This window comes from Streptomyces sp. NPDC001599, assembly GCF_042893535.1.
Classification (GTDB): Bacteria; Actinomycetota; Actinomycetes; order Streptomycetales; family Streptomycetaceae; genus Streptomyces.
In genome coordinates, this window is the sequence record NZ_JBIAVA010000020.1 from 30,777 (window position 1) to 48,125 (window position 17,349).

General features: G+C 73.0%; 19 protein-coding genes. 12 read left to right on the top strand and 7 right to left on the bottom strand.

Going from position 1 to position 17,349, the window contains the following annotated elements:
* The first annotated feature begins 201 nt into the window (after nucleotides 1-201).
* From ACFYZ3_RS33855 to ACFYZ3_RS33875, 5 genes are read left to right on the top strand one after another with little or no spacing between them, the layout of a single operon-like run.
* Nucleotides 202-744: an RNA polymerase sigma factor gene (locus ACFYZ3_RS33855; RefSeq protein WP_127895416.1), complete on the top strand. Its 543-nt coding sequence runs from the start codon at nucleotides 202-204 to the stop codon at nucleotides 742-744.
* Nucleotides 741-1,604 carry a zf-HC2 domain-containing protein gene (locus tag ACFYZ3_RS33860; protein WP_388525931.1) on the top strand — a complete coding sequence of 288 codons (864 nt, stop codon included), beginning with the start codon at nucleotides 741-743 and terminating at the stop codon, nucleotides 1,602-1,604. The genes ACFYZ3_RS33855 and ACFYZ3_RS33860 overlap by 4 nt, the downstream gene beginning before the upstream one ends.
* 43 nt (nucleotides 1,605-1,647) lie before the next feature.
* On the top strand, nucleotides 1,648-2,508 hold the full coding sequence (locus ACFYZ3_RS33865) for an ABC transporter ATP-binding protein (RefSeq protein ID WP_388525934.1): 861 nt from the start codon (nucleotides 1,648-1,650) through the stop codon (nucleotides 2,506-2,508).
* Nucleotides 2,505-4,022, top strand: coding sequence for an ABC transporter permease (locus ACFYZ3_RS33870; RefSeq protein ID WP_388525937.1), 1,518 nt, complete (start codon nucleotides 2,505-2,507; stop codon nucleotides 4,020-4,022). Before ACFYZ3_RS33865 ends, ACFYZ3_RS33870 begins: the two co-directional genes overlap by 4 nt.
* Nucleotides 4,013-4,696, top strand: coding sequence for an ABC transporter (locus ACFYZ3_RS33875; protein ID WP_388525938.1), 684 nt, complete (start codon nucleotides 4,013-4,015; stop codon nucleotides 4,694-4,696). The genes ACFYZ3_RS33870 and ACFYZ3_RS33875 overlap by 10 nt, the downstream gene beginning before the upstream one ends.
* On the opposite strand, the gene mshD is transcribed toward ACFYZ3_RS33875, so the two are convergent.
* On the bottom strand, nucleotides 4,656-5,585 hold the full coding sequence (gene mshD / locus ACFYZ3_RS33880) for a mycothiol synthase (protein WP_388525941.1): 930 nt from the start codon (nucleotides 5,583-5,585) through the stop codon (nucleotides 4,656-4,658). The two genes, ACFYZ3_RS33875 and mshD, sit on opposite strands and share 41 nt — an antisense overlap.
* A 196-nt stretch (nucleotides 5,586-5,781) precedes the next feature.
* Between mshD and ACFYZ3_RS33885 the strand changes: the two genes are divergently transcribed.
* From ACFYZ3_RS33885 to ACFYZ3_RS33895, 3 genes are all read left to right on the top strand, one after another.
* Nucleotides 5,782-7,629, top strand: a complete 1,848-nt coding sequence (locus tag ACFYZ3_RS33885) for a bifunctional metallophosphatase/5'-nucleotidase (protein ID WP_388525944.1) — start codon at nucleotides 5,782-5,784, stop codon at nucleotides 7,627-7,629.
* Nucleotides 7,630-7,815: 186 nt separating this feature from the next.
* Nucleotides 7,816-8,103, top strand: coding sequence for a hypothetical protein (locus ACFYZ3_RS33890; protein WP_189750244.1), 288 nt, complete (start codon nucleotides 7,816-7,818; stop codon nucleotides 8,101-8,103).
* Complete coding sequence (locus ACFYZ3_RS33895) at nucleotides 8,100-8,498, top strand: hypothetical protein (protein WP_362101057.1); 399 nt, start codon at nucleotides 8,100-8,102, stop codon at nucleotides 8,496-8,498. The genes ACFYZ3_RS33890 and ACFYZ3_RS33895 overlap by 4 nt, the downstream gene beginning before the upstream one ends.
* Nucleotides 8,499-8,504: 6 nt before the next feature.
* On the opposite strand, the gene ACFYZ3_RS33900 is transcribed toward ACFYZ3_RS33895, so the two are convergent.
* Complete coding sequence (locus ACFYZ3_RS33900; protein ID WP_381770302.1) at nucleotides 8,505-8,888, bottom strand: winged helix-turn-helix transcriptional regulator; 384 nt, start codon at nucleotides 8,886-8,888, stop codon at nucleotides 8,505-8,507.
* Between the two features lie 101 nt (nucleotides 8,889-8,989).
* Here ACFYZ3_RS33900 and ACFYZ3_RS33905 point away from each other — a divergent pair, with 101 nt between their 5' ends.
* Nucleotides 8,990-9,391, top strand: a complete 402-nt coding sequence (locus tag ACFYZ3_RS33905) for a RidA family protein (protein WP_388525948.1) — start codon at nucleotides 8,990-8,992, stop codon at nucleotides 9,389-9,391.
* Here the strand turns inward: ACFYZ3_RS33905 and ACFYZ3_RS33910 are convergent.
* The 5 genes from ACFYZ3_RS33910 to glnR form a co-directional block, all read right to left on the bottom strand.
* Nucleotides 9,366-10,811, bottom strand: a complete 1,446-nt coding sequence (locus tag ACFYZ3_RS33910; RefSeq protein WP_388525951.1) for a sensor histidine kinase — start codon at nucleotides 10,809-10,811, stop codon at nucleotides 9,366-9,368. The genes ACFYZ3_RS33905 and ACFYZ3_RS33910 overlap by 26 nt on opposite strands.
* Complete coding sequence (locus ACFYZ3_RS33915; RefSeq protein ID WP_388525954.1) at nucleotides 10,808-11,548, bottom strand: response regulator transcription factor; 741 nt, start codon at nucleotides 11,546-11,548, stop codon at nucleotides 10,808-10,810. The genes ACFYZ3_RS33910 and ACFYZ3_RS33915 overlap by 4 nt, the downstream gene beginning before the upstream one ends.
* A 94-nt stretch (nucleotides 11,549-11,642) precedes the next feature.
* Nucleotides 11,643-12,680, bottom strand: a complete 1,038-nt coding sequence (locus tag ACFYZ3_RS33920; RefSeq protein ID WP_388525957.1) for a S1C family serine protease — start codon at nucleotides 12,678-12,680, stop codon at nucleotides 11,643-11,645.
* Nucleotides 12,681-12,818: 138 nt separating this feature from the next.
* Nucleotides 12,819-13,841 (bottom strand): LacI family DNA-binding transcriptional regulator, encoded by a 1,023-nt coding sequence (locus ACFYZ3_RS33925; protein ID WP_388525960.1) that lies wholly within the window; start codon nucleotides 13,839-13,841, stop codon nucleotides 12,819-12,821.
* Nucleotides 13,842-13,883: 42 nt separating this feature from the next.
* A complete protein-coding gene (gene glnR / locus ACFYZ3_RS33930) occupies nucleotides 13,884-14,678 on the bottom strand; it encodes a two-component system response regulator GlnR (RefSeq protein WP_388525963.1) in 795 nt (264 codons plus the stop codon).
* A 221-nt stretch (nucleotides 14,679-14,899) separates the two neighbouring features.
* Here glnR and ACFYZ3_RS33935 point away from each other — a divergent pair, with 221 nt between their 5' ends.
* From ACFYZ3_RS33935 to ACFYZ3_RS33945, 3 genes are read left to right on the top strand one after another with little or no spacing between them, the layout of a single operon-like run.
* Entirely contained in the window at nucleotides 14,900-15,760 is an 861-nt protein-coding gene (locus ACFYZ3_RS33935; RefSeq protein ID WP_388525966.1) for an alpha/beta hydrolase, read from the top strand.
* A 36-nt stretch (nucleotides 15,761-15,796) separates the two neighbouring features.
* Nucleotides 15,797-16,051 carry a MoaD/ThiS family protein gene (locus tag ACFYZ3_RS33940; protein ID WP_003974810.1) on the top strand — a complete coding sequence of 85 codons (255 nt, stop codon included), beginning with the start codon at nucleotides 15,797-15,799 and terminating at the stop codon, nucleotides 16,049-16,051.
* Between the two features lie 3 nt (nucleotides 16,052-16,054).
* Complete coding sequence (locus ACFYZ3_RS33945) at nucleotides 16,055-17,251, top strand: hypothetical protein (RefSeq protein WP_388525969.1); 1,197 nt, start codon at nucleotides 16,055-16,057, stop codon at nucleotides 17,249-17,251.
* Nucleotides 17,252-17,349 lie beyond the last annotated feature (98 nt).

The window sequence follows — 17,349 nt, forward strand, 5'->3', positions numbered from 1 at the left end:
CGCGTGTCAGGCGCGTCGGAGGGCCCGAAGGGCCCGGAAGGCTGTGGCTCGGTCGGCTTCATTCGGTGAGCCTCGCAAGGCTGTCTGAATCGATGGTTACGGGGACATGACGTGTGGGATAGCTGCGGGTCTCCGAAACGTCGCCGTGAGCCGCCCTGAGATCGTGTGAACCGGTCGGGCCGGCTCGTGCGATGAGGAGATGTGAGCGAAACGAGAAGCGACGGGGAGCTGCTGCGGGCCGTCGCGGCGGATGCCGACCGCCGCGCCTTCGAGGAGCTGTACCGCCGGTACGCGCCCTGGCTGACCGCCCGCATGCGCAGCCGCTGCGCCGACGCCGCCGTGGTCGACGACGTCGTGCAGGAGACCTTCCTCGCGGTGTGGCGCGGCAGCGCGCGCTACCGGGAGGAAGGCGACGTGGCGGGGTGGCTGTGGCGGATCGGGTCGCGGCGGCTGATCGACGTGCTGCGCGGCGAGGGCGCGCGCGGACGGCTGCGGCAGGCGCTGGCGCGGCTGCGGCACCGGGACGAGGTCTCGGCGGAGGAGCGCGTCCTGGCCGGGGTCGAGCACGGCGACCTCGCCGGCGCCCTCGTGCGGCTCTCACCGGAGCTGCGCGCGGTGCTCCAGGCCACCGTCGTCGACGGGCTGACCACCCGTGAGGCGGCCGTCCTGCTCGGCATCCCGCCGGGCACGGTCAAGACGCGGGCGATGCGGGCCCGCCGGCAGCTGCGGGAGGCGCTGGCATGAGGATCGAGGAAAGCCGTCCCCGGGACGCCTGGCACGTGGACGAGGACGACCTGCGGGCCTACGCCCGGGGAGACCTCGCGGCGCCCGCGCTCTGGTCCACCGACGCCCATCTGACCGCCTGCGCCACCTGCCGGGGCGTCCTCGCGGAGGTGAGCGACGCCGCCGCGCTGGACGCGGGGTGGGCACGGCTCGACGCCGAGCTGGACGCGCCCCGGCCGGGGTGGTTCGAACGGCTGCTGGTGCGGTGCGGCGCGGGCGACGGCACCGCGCGACTGCTCGCGGCCACCCCCATACTGCGCCGGTCCTGGTTCGGCGCCCTCGCAGCCGTGCTGCTCGTGACGTTCCTCGTGGCCGTCTCGGCCGGTGCCGCCGGCCGGCCCACACTGTTCCTGGTGTGCGCCCCGCTGCTGCCGCTGGTCTCGGTGGCGCTCGCCTACGGGCCCGCGCTGGACCCCACGCACGAGATGGCCGTCGTCTCGCCGATGCACGGCTTCCGGCTGCTGATGATCCGTACCGTCGCCGTGCTCGTGGTGGCGCTCGGGGTGGGCGGTCTGGCCAGCCTCGCGCTGCCGGGGTACGGACCGGCCGCCCTGGCCTGGCTGTTGCCCGGGCTCGCCCTCACCGCCACCGGGCTCGCGCTGACGCCCCGGCTCGGTCCCGTGCTCGCGCCGTCCGTGCTCGTGTGCGCCTGGGCCGCGGTGCTGCTGGCCGCGGACGCGGCCCGCGCGTCCACGGACGGCCCGCTGGCGCCGTTCACCGCGGCCGGGCAGGGCGTGTCCGGACTCCTGGCGGTGCTGGGCGCCGGGCTGCTGTTCCTCTTCCGCGACCGGTTCGACGTCTCCGCGCGCGGTGTCGCGTGAGCCCCTCCTTCTTCTCGACCCCCTTCATGTACGGGAGTGCCGAATGACCCCCACTGTGTCCGCCTCCGGCCTGAGCCTGCACTACGGGCGCACCCGCGCCCTCGACGACGTCTCGCTGCGGCTGACCCCGGGCGTCACCGGGCTGCTCGGGCCCAACGGCGCCGGGAAGACCACGCTGCTGCGAGTGCTCGCCACCGCGGTGCCCGCCGACCGGGGGGCCTTCACCGTCCTCGGGCACGACCCCGGGAGTTCGCGCGGGCGGCAGGAGGTGCGGCGGCGGCTCGGCTATCTGCCGCAGACGCCCGGTTTCCACCCGGACTTCACCGCCTTCGAGTTCGTCGACTACGTGGCGATCCTCAAGGAGCTGGCGGACCGCCGGGAGCGGCACCGCGAGGTGCGGCGCGTACTGGAGGAGGTCGATCTCGGGGACGTGCGCGGACGCCGGATCAAGAAGTTGTCCGGGGGCATGCGGCAGCGGGTCGCGCTCGCCGCCGCGCTGGTGGGCGACCCGGGGTTCCTGGTGCTGGACGAACCGACCGTCGGCCTCGACCCCGAGCAGCGGATGCGGTTCAGGGAGCTGATCGCCGGGGCCGGGGAGGGGCGGACCGTGCTGCTGTCCACCCACCAGACCGAGGACGTGGCGATGCTCTGCCACCGGGTGATCGTCATGGCGGCCGGGGCGGTGCGCTTCGACGGGACCCCGGCCGAGCTGACCGCGCGGGCCGCCGGACGGGTGTGGAGCAGCAAGGAGAAGGACCCCGGAGCCAGGGCCGGGTGGCGCACCGGCACCGGCTCCTTCCGGAACGTGGGCGACCCGCCCCCGGGCGCCGAGCCCGCCGAACCCACCCTGGAGGACGGCTACCTGCTCGTCCTCGACGGCGCGGACACGGAGGTGGCGGCGTGAGCGCCGTACTGGTGGAGGAGTCCGCGCCCGTGCGGGCGCCGCTCCGGGACCGCGGGGTGCGGGCCGTGCTCGCGCTGGCCCGCTTCGAGGCCCGCAAGCTGCTGCTGAGCATCCCGGTCCTCATCGCCTTCGTGGGGTACGTCGCGTGGATCGTCTGGCGCACCAGGACCTCCTGGGACGGCAGCCCCGCCCTCCAGGACGCCGACCGCGCCACCCAGTCCATGCCGATGCTCGTCGGCCTGGCCGTCCTGCTGTACGCCAACCACGCGGTCGTCCGCTCCGAACGGCACGGCACGGAGCCGCACTTCTCGGTGCTGGTCCTGGAGCCCTGGCGCCGCACGGCCGCCCACGCGCTGGCCGTCGTACCGGCCGTCCTGCTCACCGCCGTGTGCGTGGCCGCCCAGTTCACCTGGGAGGCGCTCAAGCCGGGCGCGATCGGGCACGGTTCACCGGCCGAGCTGGCCGTGGGGCCGCTGACGGTGCTGGCGTTCGGGACGCTCGGGGTGCTGCTCGGCCGGGTGGCGCGATCGGCGTTCGCCGCGCCGCTGCTGGTGGTCGTGCTGCTGTTCGTGTTCGTGCTCGGGACCGCGCCCGGCGGCGCGAGCGGGCGGTCCTGGCTGGCACCGGCCGTCTCCGAGGCCGGCCCGGACACCCTGCCCTCCGATCTGCTGGGTCGGCCCGCCGCCTGGCACGCCCTGTACCTGGCGGGCGTAGCCCTGAGCATCGCCCTCCTCGCGGTCGTCGTCGCCGGCGGACGAAGTGCGGCCGTCCGGACGGGCCTCGCCCTCGGCCTGGCGGCGGCGGTGACGGGCGGGGTGCTCCAGGCGGGGGGCGCGACACCGTCGTCGGAGCTGACCGCGGCCCGTGAGCGTGCCACGGTGCGGCCCGAACTGACCTGCGCCGAGCACGGCCGGTCGAGGTACTGCGCCTTCCCCGAGTGGGGACCGCGCACCGATGCCTGGGCCGAGGTCGCTGACCACGTCCAGTCCCTGGCCGGCGGCTCGGCGCACGAGCGGCCCCTCGTCGTACGGCAGCGGATCGACGCCCGGTACGGGCTGGGCACCGACACCGCGATCCCCGCGTCGACCGAGCCGCACCGCGTCACGGTGGGCACCGCCTGGGGCGGCAACCGGGTCCCCGAGTTCTCCAGTGCCGTCGCCGCCGTCCTCGTCGCGGGCACGGAGGCGGCCGGGAGCGAGATCTGCGACGGGCGGATGGTCACCGTCATGTGGCTCTCCCTGAGCTGGCAGGACGACCCGATGGCCGCGCTGCGCCGGGTCCGCCTGGACGACAGCGTGACGGGCTCCGCGATCGTCCTGTCGCCCACCGACCCGCTGACCATGACCGAGGGCCAGACCGACGTCGTACGGCACCTGTTGGAGAAGCCGCCGGCCGGTGTCGGGGCGCGGGTGAAGGAGCACTGGGCCGAGCTGACCGCGCCGGGTGTCACGACCGCCCGCGCCGCCGAGCTGCTGGGTGTGGCCGCGCCGGACAAGGCGGACTCGTGCGAGTGACGGTGCGGGCGGCCGGCCTGATCGGCCCGCTGTGGCGCACGCTGCCGTGGCGGGCTCTGGCCGCGGCGGGCGTCCTCGGCCTGCTGGTCGCCGGCGTCCCGGCCGCCACCGGCGCCGAACCGGCCCCCTGGCAGACGCTGTTGCTGCTGCGGGGCACCGCCCTGATCGGCGCGCTCGGACTGGCCTTCCTGCTGGACGACCCGGCCCGCCACCTCACCGCGCCCCTCCCGACCCCGAGACCCGTCCGGCAGGCGCTGCGGGTGGCCCTGGTCGCACCGCTCGCCGCCCTGTGGTGGTCGGCCGTCCTGCTCCTGACCCCCTCGGCGTCCCGGCCGCCGATACCCCAGGTCACCCTGGAGGCGGTCACGGCCGGTGTCCTGGCGCTCGCCGCTGCCGCCCTGGCCGTACGGCTGACCGACGAGGAACGGCCCGGGCCGTTCGTCGCGGCGGCCCTGCTGCTCACGGCCGTCCTCGCGCCGCTCCTCGCCCCGGAGGGATGGGCGCTGTTCGTCCAGGCGGACGACCCGCGCTGGTCCGCCGCGCACGACCGGTGGGCGGTCATGGCGGCGGCGGTGGCCGTGGCGGGAGCGGCGTGCGGGCCGGAGCCGGTGGGGCGGGGGCGGACCCGGCGGCTCAGGTCTCCGTGCGGTACATCAGGTCCGTCTCGTGGGTGACGAAGCCGAGGCGCTCGTAGACGGCCACCGCCGCTTTGTTGTCGGCGTCGACGTACAGCATCGCGGTGGGCAGGTCCTGCCCCTCCAGGTGGCACAGGCCGATGGTGGTCAAGGCCTTGCCCAGACCGCCGCCCTGGGTGTCGGGGCGGATCCCGAGGACGTACACCTCTCCGAGCCGCTCCTCAGCGTGCACCTTGGTCCAGTGGAAGCCGATCAGCTCGCCGTCCCGTTCGGCGAGGAAGAATCCCGCCGGGTCGAACCACGGCTCGGCCTTGCGGTCGTCGAGGTCGCGCTGGGTGAGCGAGCCCTGTTCGGGGTGGTGGGCGAAGGCGGCGGCGTTCACGGCGAGCCAGGCCGCGTCGTCCCGGCCGGGCACGAAGGTGCGCACGCTCACGCCCTCGGGCAGCCGCGGCTCCGGCAGGTCCAGGCCGGTCAACGGGCGGCGCAGCTGCCGCAGTTCCCGGAAGAGGGAGAGCCCCAGCACCTGTGCGAGATGCCGGGCGGCGGAGTGCCCGCCATGGGCCCAGACCCGCAGCCGCTTTCCGGAGGCGGCGAGCAGCGCGGAGCCCAGGGCCCGTCCGTGTCCCTGGCCCCGGTGCGAGGGGTGGACGACCAGCTCGGCGGCCGGTGGCTCGACCGGGTCGGTGCCCTCCAGCTGGGCGTAGCCGACGAGTTCACCGCCGTCCAAGGTGAGCAGGAGGTGTACGACGCCCTCCCTGGCGGAGCCGCGCAGTTGCAGCCGGCCCTGTTCGGACACGGCGTGCTGACCGTCGTTCCGGGCCGCCTCGGTGAGCAGGGCGAGGACGGCGTCGGTCTGCTCCGGCGTGAGTTCGGCGAGGGTCTCGATCGAGCGGGGGCGGCCGGGCCGCACGGTGTCGTCGCTGGTCATGCGTACGAGGGTAAGGGGCGGGCGGGGCAAAGCGGCGGCAGTGGACGAGGGCGACGAAGGAGGCGAGGAAGGGGGCGAAGTTAAACCAGGCTGTAACCTGGAAGCCCCTGTCGCGCTACGCGCGTTGACTCTAGGCTGCTGCGCCGACGAGCCGTCTCCTCAGCGGTTCGCGCCACGCAGACCCACAGGGGGGCGCATGCCAGCCACAGCACAGCCGCACCAGCCGCGTCGCAGACGCCGTACGAGCCGTCTCCTCGTCGCCGCCGCCACCGTCGTCACCGCCGGGGCGCTCGCCGCCGCGGCGCTCCCGGCCTCGGCGAGCGCGGGCGGAAACGACCGCGGCCACGGCGGTCATGGTCACGGCAGCCATGGTCACGGGCATGGTCACGGCCGCTACCAGGACGTCCAGCTCCTCTCCTTCAACGACCTGCACGGCAACCTGGAGCCGCCCGCCGGTTCCTCCGGCCGGGTCACCGAGGTCCAGCCGGACGGCACGACGAAGACGATCGACGCGGGCGGCGTGGAGTACCTGGCCACCCACCTGCGCGAGGCCCGCAAGGGCAACCGGTACTCCATCACCGCCGCGGGCGGCGACATGGTCGGCGCCTCCCCGCTCCTGTCCGGTCTCTTCCACGACGAGCCGACCGTCGAGGCGCTGAACAAGCTCGAACTGGACGTGACGAGCGTCGGCAACCACGAGTTCGACGAGGGCGCCAAGGAGCTGGCCCGCCTCCAGAACGGCGGCTGCCACCCCACCGAGGGCTGCTACACGGACAAGGAGTTCAAGGGCGCCGAGTACCCGTACCTGGCGGCGAACGTCCTGGACGAGAAGACCGGGAAGCCCCTCCTCAAGCCCTACTGGGTGTGGAAGCAGCAGGGCGTCAAGGTCGGCTTCATCGGCGTGACCCTGGAGGGCACCCCGGACATCGTCTCGGCGGAGGGCGTGAAGGGCCTGAAGTTCAAGGACGAGGTCGAGACGATCAACAAGTACGCCAAGGAGTTGCAGCGCCAGGGCGTGAGGTCGATCGTCGCGCTCATCCACGAGGGCGGCTTCCCCGCCTCGTCCTCCTACAACTACGACTGCGACTCCCCGGGCGCGGGCGACGGCATCTCCGGCCCGATCGTCGACATCGCCAAGAACATCACTCCGCAGGTCGACGCGCTGGTCACCGGCCACACCCACAACGCGTACGTCTGCACCGTCCCCGACCCCGCGGGCAACCCGCGCATGGTCACCTCGGCCTCGTCCTTCGGCCGCCTGTACACGGACACCACGCTGACGTACGACCGCCGCACGGGTGACATCGCCCGTACCTCGGTGAAGTCGGCTAACCACGTGGTGACGCGGGACGTCCCGAAGGCGCCCGACATGACCCGGCTGATCGACAGGTGGAGCACCCTGGCCGCCCCGATCGGCAACCGCCCCATCGGCTACGTCTCCGCCGACATCAACCGCGACGGCACCGAGTCCCCGCTGGGCGACCTGATCGCCGACGCGCAGTTCGCGTACGGCAAGGCCCAGGACCCGGAGACCGACCTGGCGCTGATGAACCCGGGCGGCATCCGCGCCCCGATCACCTACACGGCCTCCGGTGCCGAGGGCGACGGCGTCGTCACCTACGCCGAGGGCTTCACGGTGCAGCCCTTCGCCAACACGGTGAACCTCAAGGACTACACGGGCGCGCAGCTGATCCAGGTCCTCAAGGAGCAGGTGAGCGGCCCCAACGAGGCGGCCCCGAAGATCCTCCAGGTCTCCTCCGGCCTCACCTACACCCTGGACCTGACCAAGTCGGGCGCGGACCGTGTCGTCACGGACTCCATCCGTCTGAACGGCGCTCCCCTCGACGAGAGCGCCACCTACCGCGTCGCGTCCAACAGCTTCCTCGCGGGCGGCGGCGACGGCTTCACGACCCTGGGCGAGGGCACGAACGAACTCGTCGGCGCCGACGACCTGGCGGCCTTCGAGCAGTACCTGACGGCCAACTCCTCGGCGACCGCCCCGATCACGCCCCCGGCGGCGGACCGGATCACGGTCGTGCGGTAGGCGACGGCCGGCTGCTCCGGGCAGGGGCCCGGCACGTCCGACGGTCGAGGGACCGCGGGTGTGCCGGGCCCCTTGGCGTGAGGGAACGGGGGCGGAAGTCAAGCGGCGGGTGCGGCGTGAGCACGTTCGTGTGACAGGCGTCGGCGGAAACGGTTCGCTGCTTTGTGGCGTGAGTATGGTGGGGCCATGGCAGAGAACACGACCATTCAGGTGTCGCGCCGGGCCCGCGACCACCTCGCGCAGGTCGCCAAGGAGCGGGGCATGACCCTCGGCCAGCTCGTCGAGCAGCTGGCCTCGGAGCAGCCGACGGCGGAGCAGATCGCGGAGCGGGTGGCGGCCGACCGGCAAGTCGTCCGTGATGTCGTCGGCGTCGACATCAGCGACGAGGAGTTCGACCGGGCACCCGATGTACTCGGCAACATCTACCGGATCGCCGCCGAGAAGATCCGCATGGCCCGGGGCGCCGCCGCGTGATCATTCTGGACACCGGCGCGACCCGTGCCCTCGCGGACGGCCACAAGACGCTGAACCTGCTCGCGGGGAACATGGCCCGTACGCCTGGCGACCTGCTGCGTGTCCCCGCCCTGTGCCTCATGCAGGCGGAGTCGGAGGAGGCCGGGGCGGGCGGCAGGGTCCTGGCGTTCTCGTCAGTGGTCGTCGACGACCTGGACACGGCCGGATCGGTCACTGTCGGGACCATGATCCGCGACGGCTACGGAGGCGCCGACACCTGTCACGCCCTGTACTGCGCGCTACCGCGCGCCGAGTTCACCGGCATGTCCATCCTCCTCACGGACCGGGAGGACGCGTATCCGCCCGGTGTCGTCACTGTCGACATCGACTCGCCAGGCATGCTCGGCTACTACTGACGCCGCTCAGGTGTCGAACCGCTCCCGTGCTCCCTCGATGTGGCCGAGGTGGCGCTGGGTCCAGTCGCAGATCGCGTCGACCGTGGCGCGCAGGGCGCGGCCCGGCTCGGTGAGGGTGTACTCGACCTTCGGCGGCACGGTCGGATGCACCGTGCGGTCCACCAGGCCGTTGCGCTCCAGCATCCGCAGGTTCTGGGTGAGCATCTTGTGGCTGATGCCCTCGACCTCGCCGCGCACCTCGCTGAAGCGCAGGGTGCGCTCGCCGAGCGCCTCGATGATCAGGAGCGCCCACTTGTTGGCGACGTCCGAGAAGATCTCCCGCGCCAGGGAGTCCGCGCGCCGCAGGTCCGCGTCCTCGGGCAGGCCGTTGAGCAGTTGCTTGGTCACCATCAGGTTCCCCAGTCACCGAAAAGTGCGTTCTTCCAGGTCGGCCTTCACTCTCCTACAGTTCCCGAGTAACCACAAGAGAGTGAACCGGAAGGGCGAGCACCATGACCACCCACGATGTCTTCCGCTTCGACGTGCCGGCCGAGGACGACTTCGGTTACTCCCAGGCGATCAGGTCGGGCGAGCTGGTCCACGTCTCCGGGCAGCTCGCGTTCGACGAGGCGGGCGAGTTCCCCGACGGGGGCGACTTCGCCGCCCAGCTCCGGCGCACGCACGCCAACATGGACCGGGTCCTCGACCACTACGGAGCCACCCGCAACCAGATCGTGTCGCAGACCCAGTACGTGGTGGACCTGCGGCGGCACGCCGCCGCGGCGGCGCGGGGCAACCTGGCGTACTTCGGCGAGCACCGCCCGGCCGCCACGGTCCTGGGCGTGACCGAGCTGACCCTGCCCGGTCAGGTCGTCGAGATCGGCTTCGTCATCGATCTTCGGCTGCCTGCCTGAGGTCTCCCTCCGGCGGCGGCACCGGCGCCCCCGGCAGACGGATCGTGGCGGTGGTGCCGCCGCCCTCGGCCCGGGTCAGGCCCACCGTGCCGCCCGCCTGCTGCACCGTCCGCGCCACGATGGACAGGCCCAAGCCCGAGCCGGGCAGGGCGCGGGCGCTCGGGGAGCGCCAGAAGCGGTCGAAGACGTGGGGGAGTTCGTCGGCGGGGATGCCGGGCCCGTGGTCGCGGACCGTCAGCACGCCGTCGGTGAGGCGCACGTCGATCGTGCCGCCCTCCGGGCTGAACTTCACCGCGTTGTCGAGCACGTTGACGACCGCGCGTTCCAGCGCGGCCGGTTCGGCCCGTACGTACCAGGGGCGGACGTCCGCGTCGATCACCAGCTCCGGGCCGCGCAGCCGGGCGCGGCGCAGCGCCGACCCGACGACGTCGTGCCAGGCGAGGATGCGGGTGCGGCCCTCGTGCTGGCCGGTGTCGGGGCGGGAGAGTTCCTGGAGGTCGCCGATGAGCGCCGCCAGTTCCGTCATCTGGGCCTTCACCGAGGCGAGCAGCGCCTTGCGGTCGGCCTCCGGGATCGGGCGGCCCGTCTCCTCGCTGCGGGTGAGCAGCTCGATGTTGGTGCGCAGAGAGGTGAGCGGGGTGCGCAGTTCGTGGCCCGCGTCGGCGATGAGCTGCTGCTGGAGGTCGCGGGAGCTGGCCAGGGACGAGGTCATGCTGTTGAAGGACCGGGACAGGCGGGCGATCTCGTCGTCGCTGTCGTCCGCGACGGGGATGCGGACGGTGAGGTCCTCGGTGCGGGCGACGTGTTCGACGGCCCGGGTCAGATCGTCGACGGGGCGCAGTCCGGTGCGCGCCACCCACAGCCCGGCGGCGCCGGCGCCGACGACACCCGCGCCCGCGACGATCACGAGCACCAGCGCGAGGTCGTTGAGGGAGCGGTTCACCTCGCCCAGCGGCCGGGCGGCGGAGACGGCCACGCCCAGCTCGGGCAGCACGCTGTAGGTGTAGACGCGGTACTGGGCACCGTCGGCCCCCGTGGCGTCGTGCAACGCGTCGGTGGACTCGCCCTCGGCCACGGCGTGGTCGGCGTCGCTGAGCGGCACCTCCTGGGTGCCGATGATGAGGCAGCTCCCGCCCGTGCCGTCCACGAGCTGTACGGACGAGCCGAAGGGGTTCTGTTCGTGCGTGACCGGGTCGTGGGCGCACGCGCCGGTGCGCAGGTTGACGTACTGGCTCACCTGCTGCTTGGTCATCCGGTTCGCCTTGAGGGCCTCGTCCAGCGAGCTGACCAGCACGCTCTTGACCACGAACCAGCAGGCGACCGCCGCCGCCGCCACCGCGAACGCCACCGCCGCCGCCACCAGCAGCGACAGCCGCGCCCGGATGGGCAGGGCGCGGACCCGGCGGACGAGACCTGTCACTCGGCGCCGCCCTGCCGCAGGACGTAGCCGACGCCGCGGACGGTGTGCACGAGGCGCGGCTCGCCGCCCGCCTCGGTCTTGCGGCGCAGGTACATGACGTACACGTCGAGGGAGTTCGACGACGGCTCGAAGTCGAAGCCCCAGACGGCCTTCAGGATCTGCTCCCGGGTGAGGACCTGGCGCGGGTGCGCCATGAACATCTCCAGCAGGGTGAACTCCGTGCGGGTCAGTTCCACCGGTCGTCCGGCCCGCGTGACCTCCCGGGTCGCCAGGTCCATGGTCAGGTCGGCGAAGGTGAGGGTGTCGTCGTCCTCGGCGGTCGCCTCCACCGCCGCCGCGTAGGAGCTGCGGCGCAGCAGCGCGCGGATGCGGGCGAACAGCTCGTCCAGCTCGAACGGCTTGACCAGGTAGTCGTCCGCTCCCGCGTCCAGGCCGGTCACCCGGTCGCCGACCGTGTCGCGGGCGGTCAGCATCAGGATGGGGGTCAGGTCGCCCGCGCCGCGGATGCGGCGGGCGGCGGTCAGGCCGTCCATGCGGGGCATCTGGATGTCCAGGACGACGAGGTCGGGCCGGTAGGCCGCCGCCTTCTCCAGCGCGTCGGCGCCGTCGACGGCGACCTCGGTGTCGTACCCCTCGAAGGCGAGGCTGCGCTGGAGGGCTTCGCGGACCGCCGGCTCGTCGTCGACGATCAGGATGCGCTGGATCTCGCGGTCGCGGTCGGCGTCTGCGGGGCTCATGGGCTCGGGTCCTCGGGTGCGGTCGGGTACGGGTACGGGTACGGGAGTCAACCGTGGTGTCGACGCCTTCAGCGTCGCACGTCTTCGCGCCCGCTCAGTTGCTCGCGCCCGCCCGCAGCTCGGGCAGGTCGGCCTTGACCGTGTTGATCGGGATGGCGAAGCCGAGGCCCACGCTGCCCGCGCTCGCGGAGGACTCGGTCGCCGAGTACATCGCGGAGTTGATGCCGATGATGTTGCCGTTCATGTCGATCAGCGCGCCGCCGGAGTTGCCCGGGTTGAGGGAGGCGTCGGTCTGGATCGCCTTGTACGTCGTCGTGGACGAGCCGGTGTCGCCGTTGAACTGCTGCCCGCCGAACTCGAACGGCCACTGGCCGCCCTGCCGCTGCTGCTGTTGCTGCTGCCCCTCGTCCGTCGAGACGGTCACGTCCCGGTCGAGGGCGGAGACGATGCCGCTGGTCACGGTGCCGGTCAGGCCCTCGGGGGAGCCGATGGCGACGACCTGGTCGCCGACCCCGATGCCGTCGGAGTCGCCGAGGGTGGCGGCCTTCAGGCCGGAGGCGTTCTCCAGCTTGATCAGCGCGAGGTCCTTCTTGCTGTCGGTGCCGACGACCTCGGCGGTGTACTGCTTGCCGTCGTTCGTCGTCACCTTGACGGAGGAGGCACCGGCGACGACGTGGTTGTTGGTGATGATCTCGCCGTCGTCGGTGATGATCACGCCGGAACCGGTGGAGGACCCGGCGTTCGAGGTGGCGTTGATCTCGACGATGCTCGGGCTGACCGCCTTCGCGACGCCGGAGACCGTGCCCTTCTGACTGGAGGGCACCACGTTGGTGCTGGTCGAGCTGGAGGCGACGGTGTCGCTGCCGGTCAGCTCCTGGATGCCGTACGCCGTGCCGCCGCCGACGGCCGCCGCGACGATCGCCACGGCCACCAGCAGGGCGGCGGGGCCGCGCCGCCGGGCCGGGCGCCCGCCGTGCGGCGGCTCGGGCAGGGGCTGCGCGGGGTGGTTCCCGGGCGGCTGCGCGGGCGGGGGCGGCCACTCCGGGTTGACGGGAGAGGAGGCGTGCTGGGGGGTTCCCTGGTACGGGTTCGCGTGCTCGTACTCGCCGTTGTGGCGGAGGCTCTCGGTCATGTCCATGAGCTTCCCGCCCGCGGATGAGAGCCGCCTGAGTGCTGCCTGAGAAGCCCGGCAGAACCTCGTATGCCCGATATAAAGACGTCGGGGCGCAGGCGTCGGGGGGAGGAGGGAGGAGGACGTCGGGGCGGTGTCCTACGCGCAGCCGCAGGACTGCCGTACGACCAGCTGCGACGGGAACACCTTCAGCCGCTCGCGGCGGGAGCCCGCCACCCGCAGGCCGTCGTCCAGGACCAGATCCACGGCGGCCCGCGCCATCGCCGACCGGTCCGAGGCGACCGTCGTCAGCGGCGGGTCGGCGAGATCCGCCTCCTTGATGTCGTCGAACCCGGCCACCGCCAGCTCGCCGGGGACGTCGATGCGCAGCTCGCGGGCCGCGCGCAGCAGGCCGATCGCCTGGTCGTCGGTGGAGCAGAAGATCGCGGGCGGGCGCTTCGGTCCGGAGAGCAGCTCAAGGCCTACGCGGTACGCGTCGTAGCGGTTGTACGGCGCTTCGAAGAGCCGGCCCTCGGTGGAGAGCCCGGCCTCCTTCATCGCGCGCTTCCAGCCCTCGACGTGGTCGGAGACCGGGTCGCCGACGGACGGCGTCTCGGCGGTGCCGCCCATGCAGGCGACGTACTCGTACCCGTGCTCCAGCAGGTGGCGTACGGCGAGCTGGGCGCCGCCCAGGTCGTCGGTGACGACGGCGACGTCGTCGATGGCCTCGGGGCGCTCGTGCAGCAGGACCACCCGGGCGTCCCAGGCGTCGATCTCGGCGGCGGCGTTGTCGTTCAGCGCGTGGCTGACCAGGATCAGGCCGGACACCCGCATGCCGAGGAAGGCGCGCAGGTAGTGGACCTCGCGCTCGCCGACGTAGTCGCTGTTGCCGACGAGCACCATTTTGCCGCGCTCGGAGGCGGCCCACTCGACCGCGTGCGCCATCTCCGCGAAGAACGGCTGGCGCGCATCCGGCACGATCAGGCCTATGAGGTCCGTGCGCCGCGACGCCATCGCCTGGGCGACCCGGTCCGGGCGGTACCCCAGTTCCTTGATCGCGGCGAGGACACGCTCGCGCGTGGCCGGGGCGACCGGCCGGGGTCCGTTGTTGATGACGTAGCTGACGACGGCGGTGGAAGTCCCCGCCAGTCGCGCCACATCATCCCGAGTCACCTTGGCCACGCGCGGAGTCTACGCGGATGGACCCGCCCCGGGCAGGGCGTATCACACCTTGGATGACCTTGCGTGCGCCGCCTCGTTCTTCTCGGCGGCCGCCTTGTCGGGCTCCTCGGCCTTCTCGGTCTTCTCGGTTTTCCCAGCCTTCTCGGCCTTCTCGCCCTTCTCGGGCTTCTCCGGCGTCACGAAGCGGTAGCCGACGTTGCGGACGGTGCCGATCAGCGACTCGTGCTCGGGGCCGAGCTTGGCGCGCAATCGCCGTACGTGCACGTCGACCGTGCGGGTGCCGCCGAAGTAGTCGTACCCCCACACCTCCTGGAGCAGCTGCGCGCGGGTGAACACGCGGCCGGGGTGCTGGGCGAGGTACTTCAGCAGCTCGAACTCCTTGAAGGTCAGGTCCAGGACCCGGCCCTTCAGCTTGGCGGAGTACGTCGCCTCGTCCACCGACAGGTCGCCGTTGCGGATCTCCATGGGGGAGTCGTGGCCGCCGAGCTGCTGGCGGCCCGTGGCCAGCCGCAGCCGCGCCTCGACCTCCGCCGGACCGGCGGTGTCGAGGAGTACGTCGTCGATGCCCCAGTCGGCGGTGACGGCGGCGAGACCGCCCTCGGTGACGATGAGGACCAGCGGACAGCTGAGGCCCGTCGAGCGCAGCAACTGGCACAGGCTGCGGATCTGGGGGAGGTCGCGGCGGCCGTCGACGAGGATGACGTCGGCGCCGGGGGTGTCGACGAGGGCGGGGCCCTCGGCGGGGGCGACGCGTACGTTGTGCAGCAGCAGGCCGAGGGCGGGAAGCACCTCCGTCGACGGCTGGAGGGCGTTGGTCAGGAGCAGCAGAGAACTCATCGCGCCCCACCTGCCTGGGGGGACGGTTTGTGGTCGTGCCCGGTTCGCTCGCCCATAACGTCTGGTTCCTCCTGGGTCCCTGCGAGGACGTTTGCGGCACTGCTTCTTACTGGTGGCGTCCGGGAGGTGAACGCCGGGCGCCCGCCCGGCATCGCTCCCGAAAGCACAAAAGGACCCGGGGGCTACGTTGCCCGAGTCCTCTGCCCAGCAGAATAGCCGACATGAGCAACCGACCGCCGGGTCATGTGGCGCGTTCCACCCGTGGTCCAGCCAATCGTCCGCATCCCGAGACGCCCCGGGAAGCGCCGCGCCGCACGCCCGCACGCACCTTCCTCCGTACGGCCGACGGTGTCCTCATCGACGCCGTGTACGAGCCGGGACCGGGCGGTCGCGACCCTGCTGACCTGGTGTTCGTCGTCGCGCACGGGTTCACGGGCGACGCCGACCGGCCCCACGTGCGGCGGATCGCGGCGGCGTTCGCGCGGCACGGTGCCGTGGTCACGTTCTCCTTCCGGGGCCACGGAGCCTCCGGGGGACGGTCCACGGTCGGGGACCGGGAAGTGCTCGACCTGGCCGCGGCGGTCGCGTGGGCGCGCGGTTTCGGGCACGCGCGCGTGGTGACCGTCGGCTTCTCCATGGGCGGCTCGGTGGTCCTGCGGCACGCCGCGCTGTACGCCGACGACGACGCGGCGGGCACGGACGCCGTCGTGTCGGTCAGCTCCCCCGCCCGCTGGTACTACCGGGGCACGGCACCCATGCGCCGGCTGCACTGGCTGGTCATGCGCCCCGCCGGGCGCCTGGTGGGCCGCTACGGCCTGCGCACCCGGATCCACCACCGGGACTGGGACCCGGTGCCGCTGTCGCCGGTGGAGGCGGTGGCACGGATCGCGCCGACGCCGCTGCTCGTCGTGCACGGCGACCGGGACGGCTACTTCCCCCTCGACCACCCCCGGATGCTGGCCGAGGCCGCCGGTGACCACGGCGAACTCTGGCTGGAGCCCGGCATGGGCCACGCCGAGAACGCCTCGGACGAGGCGCTGCTGCACCGCATCGGCGACTGGGCGGTGGCGCGGGCGGGCTAGCCTGAGCTTGTTCATCGCCGACGACGAAGGAACGAGATGGCAAAGGTCACGGTGCGCTACTGGGCCGCCGCGAAGGCCGCGGCGGGGGTGGCCGAGGAGCCGTACGACGCGGCGACGCTCGCCGACGCGCTCGGCGCGGTGCGCGAGCGGCACCCCGGCGAACTCACGCGCGTGCTGCTGCGCTGCTCGTTCCTCGTCGACGGCGACCCCGTGGGCACCCGCGGGCATGAGACGGTACGGCTGGCCGAGGGCGGCACGGTCGAGGTGCTCCCGCCGTTCGCAGGAGGGTGAGCGATGACCGACCAGCCGCATCAGCCGTACCAGCAGTACGACCCGAATCAGCAGTACGAGGGGTACGACGCCCAGGCATGGCCCGGGCAGCAGCCGGACCAGTCGTACCAGGGGTACCAGGGGTACGGGGAGCAGCAGCCGGACCCGAACGCCGGCCAGTACACGCAGCAGTGGCAGGGGCAGACCTGGGAGACGCAGATCCAGCCGCCGGTCTCCGCGGAGGAGACGGCGTACCTGCCGCCGCACACCGCGCAGCCGCAGCCGCAGCCGCAGCCGTACGCGTCGCAGGGGTACGGACAGCCCCAGCCCCAGCCGTACGCGCCTCAGCCCCAGCCTTCGCCCGAGCCGTACGCGCCCGTCGCGCCCGCGCCCACTCCCGCCCCGGCCCCTGCCCCTTCCACCTCCGGCGATCCGGGTTACGGTCCCGCGACCGTCGCCGGGAACACGCGGATCACCGACGCGCAGCGGGCCCGGGCCGAGGGGCGTTCGCCGATCATCGACCCGGGCATGCAGCCGGCCGGTCTCACCGCGCTGCTCGGGCTGCTGCTGTCCGGCGCGGCGGCGCTCGGCACGTACGCCCTCCTCGTCCCGCTCGTCGTCCTCCAGGCGGTCACCGCGGCGGGCTGGTTCCGGCTGAACGGCATGTGGCCCGCCCGGCAGGGCATCGCGCTGGGCTTCCTGGGCGCGCTCGCCGCCGACGCGGCGCTGCTGGTGTCGGACCGTTCCCCGGCGGCGATCCTCGGCACGCTCGGCGTGTGGGTGCTGCTCTCCCTCGTCCTGCAACTGCGCTCGCACGCCGACCCGGACGAGCGGATGTACGGCCTGATGGCGACCATCGCCGCGGCGGCCCTGGCCGTCGTCGCGGGCGGGTACCTCGCCGCCGACGCGGACGCGGTGACGGTCGGCGGCATCGCGGTGGCGGTGGCGGCCGTGGCCCGCGCGCTGCCGCTGCCGACCCCGGCATCCGTGGTCGTCGCGCTGCTCGCGGCGGCCGGGGCGGGGATCGCGGCCGGTTCGATGACGGACTTCGGGGCGTCGGGCGCGCTGCTCGGCGCGGGCGCGGCGGTCTGCGCGCTGATCGGCCTGCGGGTGGCGGCCTACGACTACCCCTCGCGCTTCGTCCACTTCACGGCGGGCGTGGCCCTGCCCCTCGCTGCGGCGGCCCCGGCCGTGTACCTCCTGGGCCGGGCCCTGGCCTGAGTCGGGCGGCGCCCCCTGTCACGGGTGGCGGCATCCCCTGTCACAGCTGTTCGACAAAATCCGGGGGGTGCCACCTGCCCGCGTTACGCTCGCGCTGG

Coding starts and splice junctions, on each gene's coding strand:
- ACFYZ3_RS33915 (WP_388525954.1), bottom strand. CDS start 11,548: ATGAGCCCCGCAGACGCCGACCGCGACCGCGAGATCCAGCGCATCCTG.
- mshD (WP_388525941.1), bottom strand. CDS start 5,585: ATGACCAGCGACGACACCGTGCGGCCCGGCCGCCCCCGCTCGATCGAG.
- ACFYZ3_RS33890 (WP_189750244.1), top strand. CDS start 7,816: ATGGCAGAGAACACGACCATTCAGGTGTCGCGCCGGGCCCGCGACCAC.
- ACFYZ3_RS33865 (WP_388525934.1), top strand. CDS start 1,648: ATGACCCCCACTGTGTCCGCCTCCGGCCTGAGCCTGCACTACGGGCGC.
- ACFYZ3_RS33900 (WP_381770302.1), bottom strand. CDS start 8,888: ATGGTGACCAAGCAACTGCTCAACGGCCTGCCCGAGGACGCGGACCTG.
- ACFYZ3_RS33935 (WP_388525966.1), top strand. CDS start 14,900: ATGAGCAACCGACCGCCGGGTCATGTGGCGCGTTCCACCCGTGGTCCA.
- ACFYZ3_RS33905 (WP_388525948.1), top strand. CDS start 8,990: ATGACCACCCACGATGTCTTCCGCTTCGACGTGCCGGCCGAGGACGAC.
- glnR (WP_388525963.1), bottom strand. CDS start 14,678: ATGAGTTCTCTGCTGCTCCTGACCAACGCCCTCCAGCCGTCGACGGAG.
- ACFYZ3_RS33940 (WP_003974810.1), top strand. CDS start 15,797: ATGGCAAAGGTCACGGTGCGCTACTGGGCCGCCGCGAAGGCCGCGGCG.
- ACFYZ3_RS33920 (WP_388525957.1), bottom strand. CDS start 12,680: ATGACCGAGAGCCTCCGCCACAACGGCGAGTACGAGCACGCGAACCCG.
- ACFYZ3_RS33860 (WP_388525931.1), top strand. CDS start 741: ATGAGGATCGAGGAAAGCCGTCCCCGGGACGCCTGGCACGTGGACGAG.
- ACFYZ3_RS33945 (WP_388525969.1), top strand. CDS start 16,055: ATGACCGACCAGCCGCATCAGCCGTACCAGCAGTACGACCCGAATCAG.
- ACFYZ3_RS33885 (WP_388525944.1), top strand. CDS start 5,782: ATGCCAGCCACAGCACAGCCGCACCAGCCGCGTCGCAGACGCCGTACG.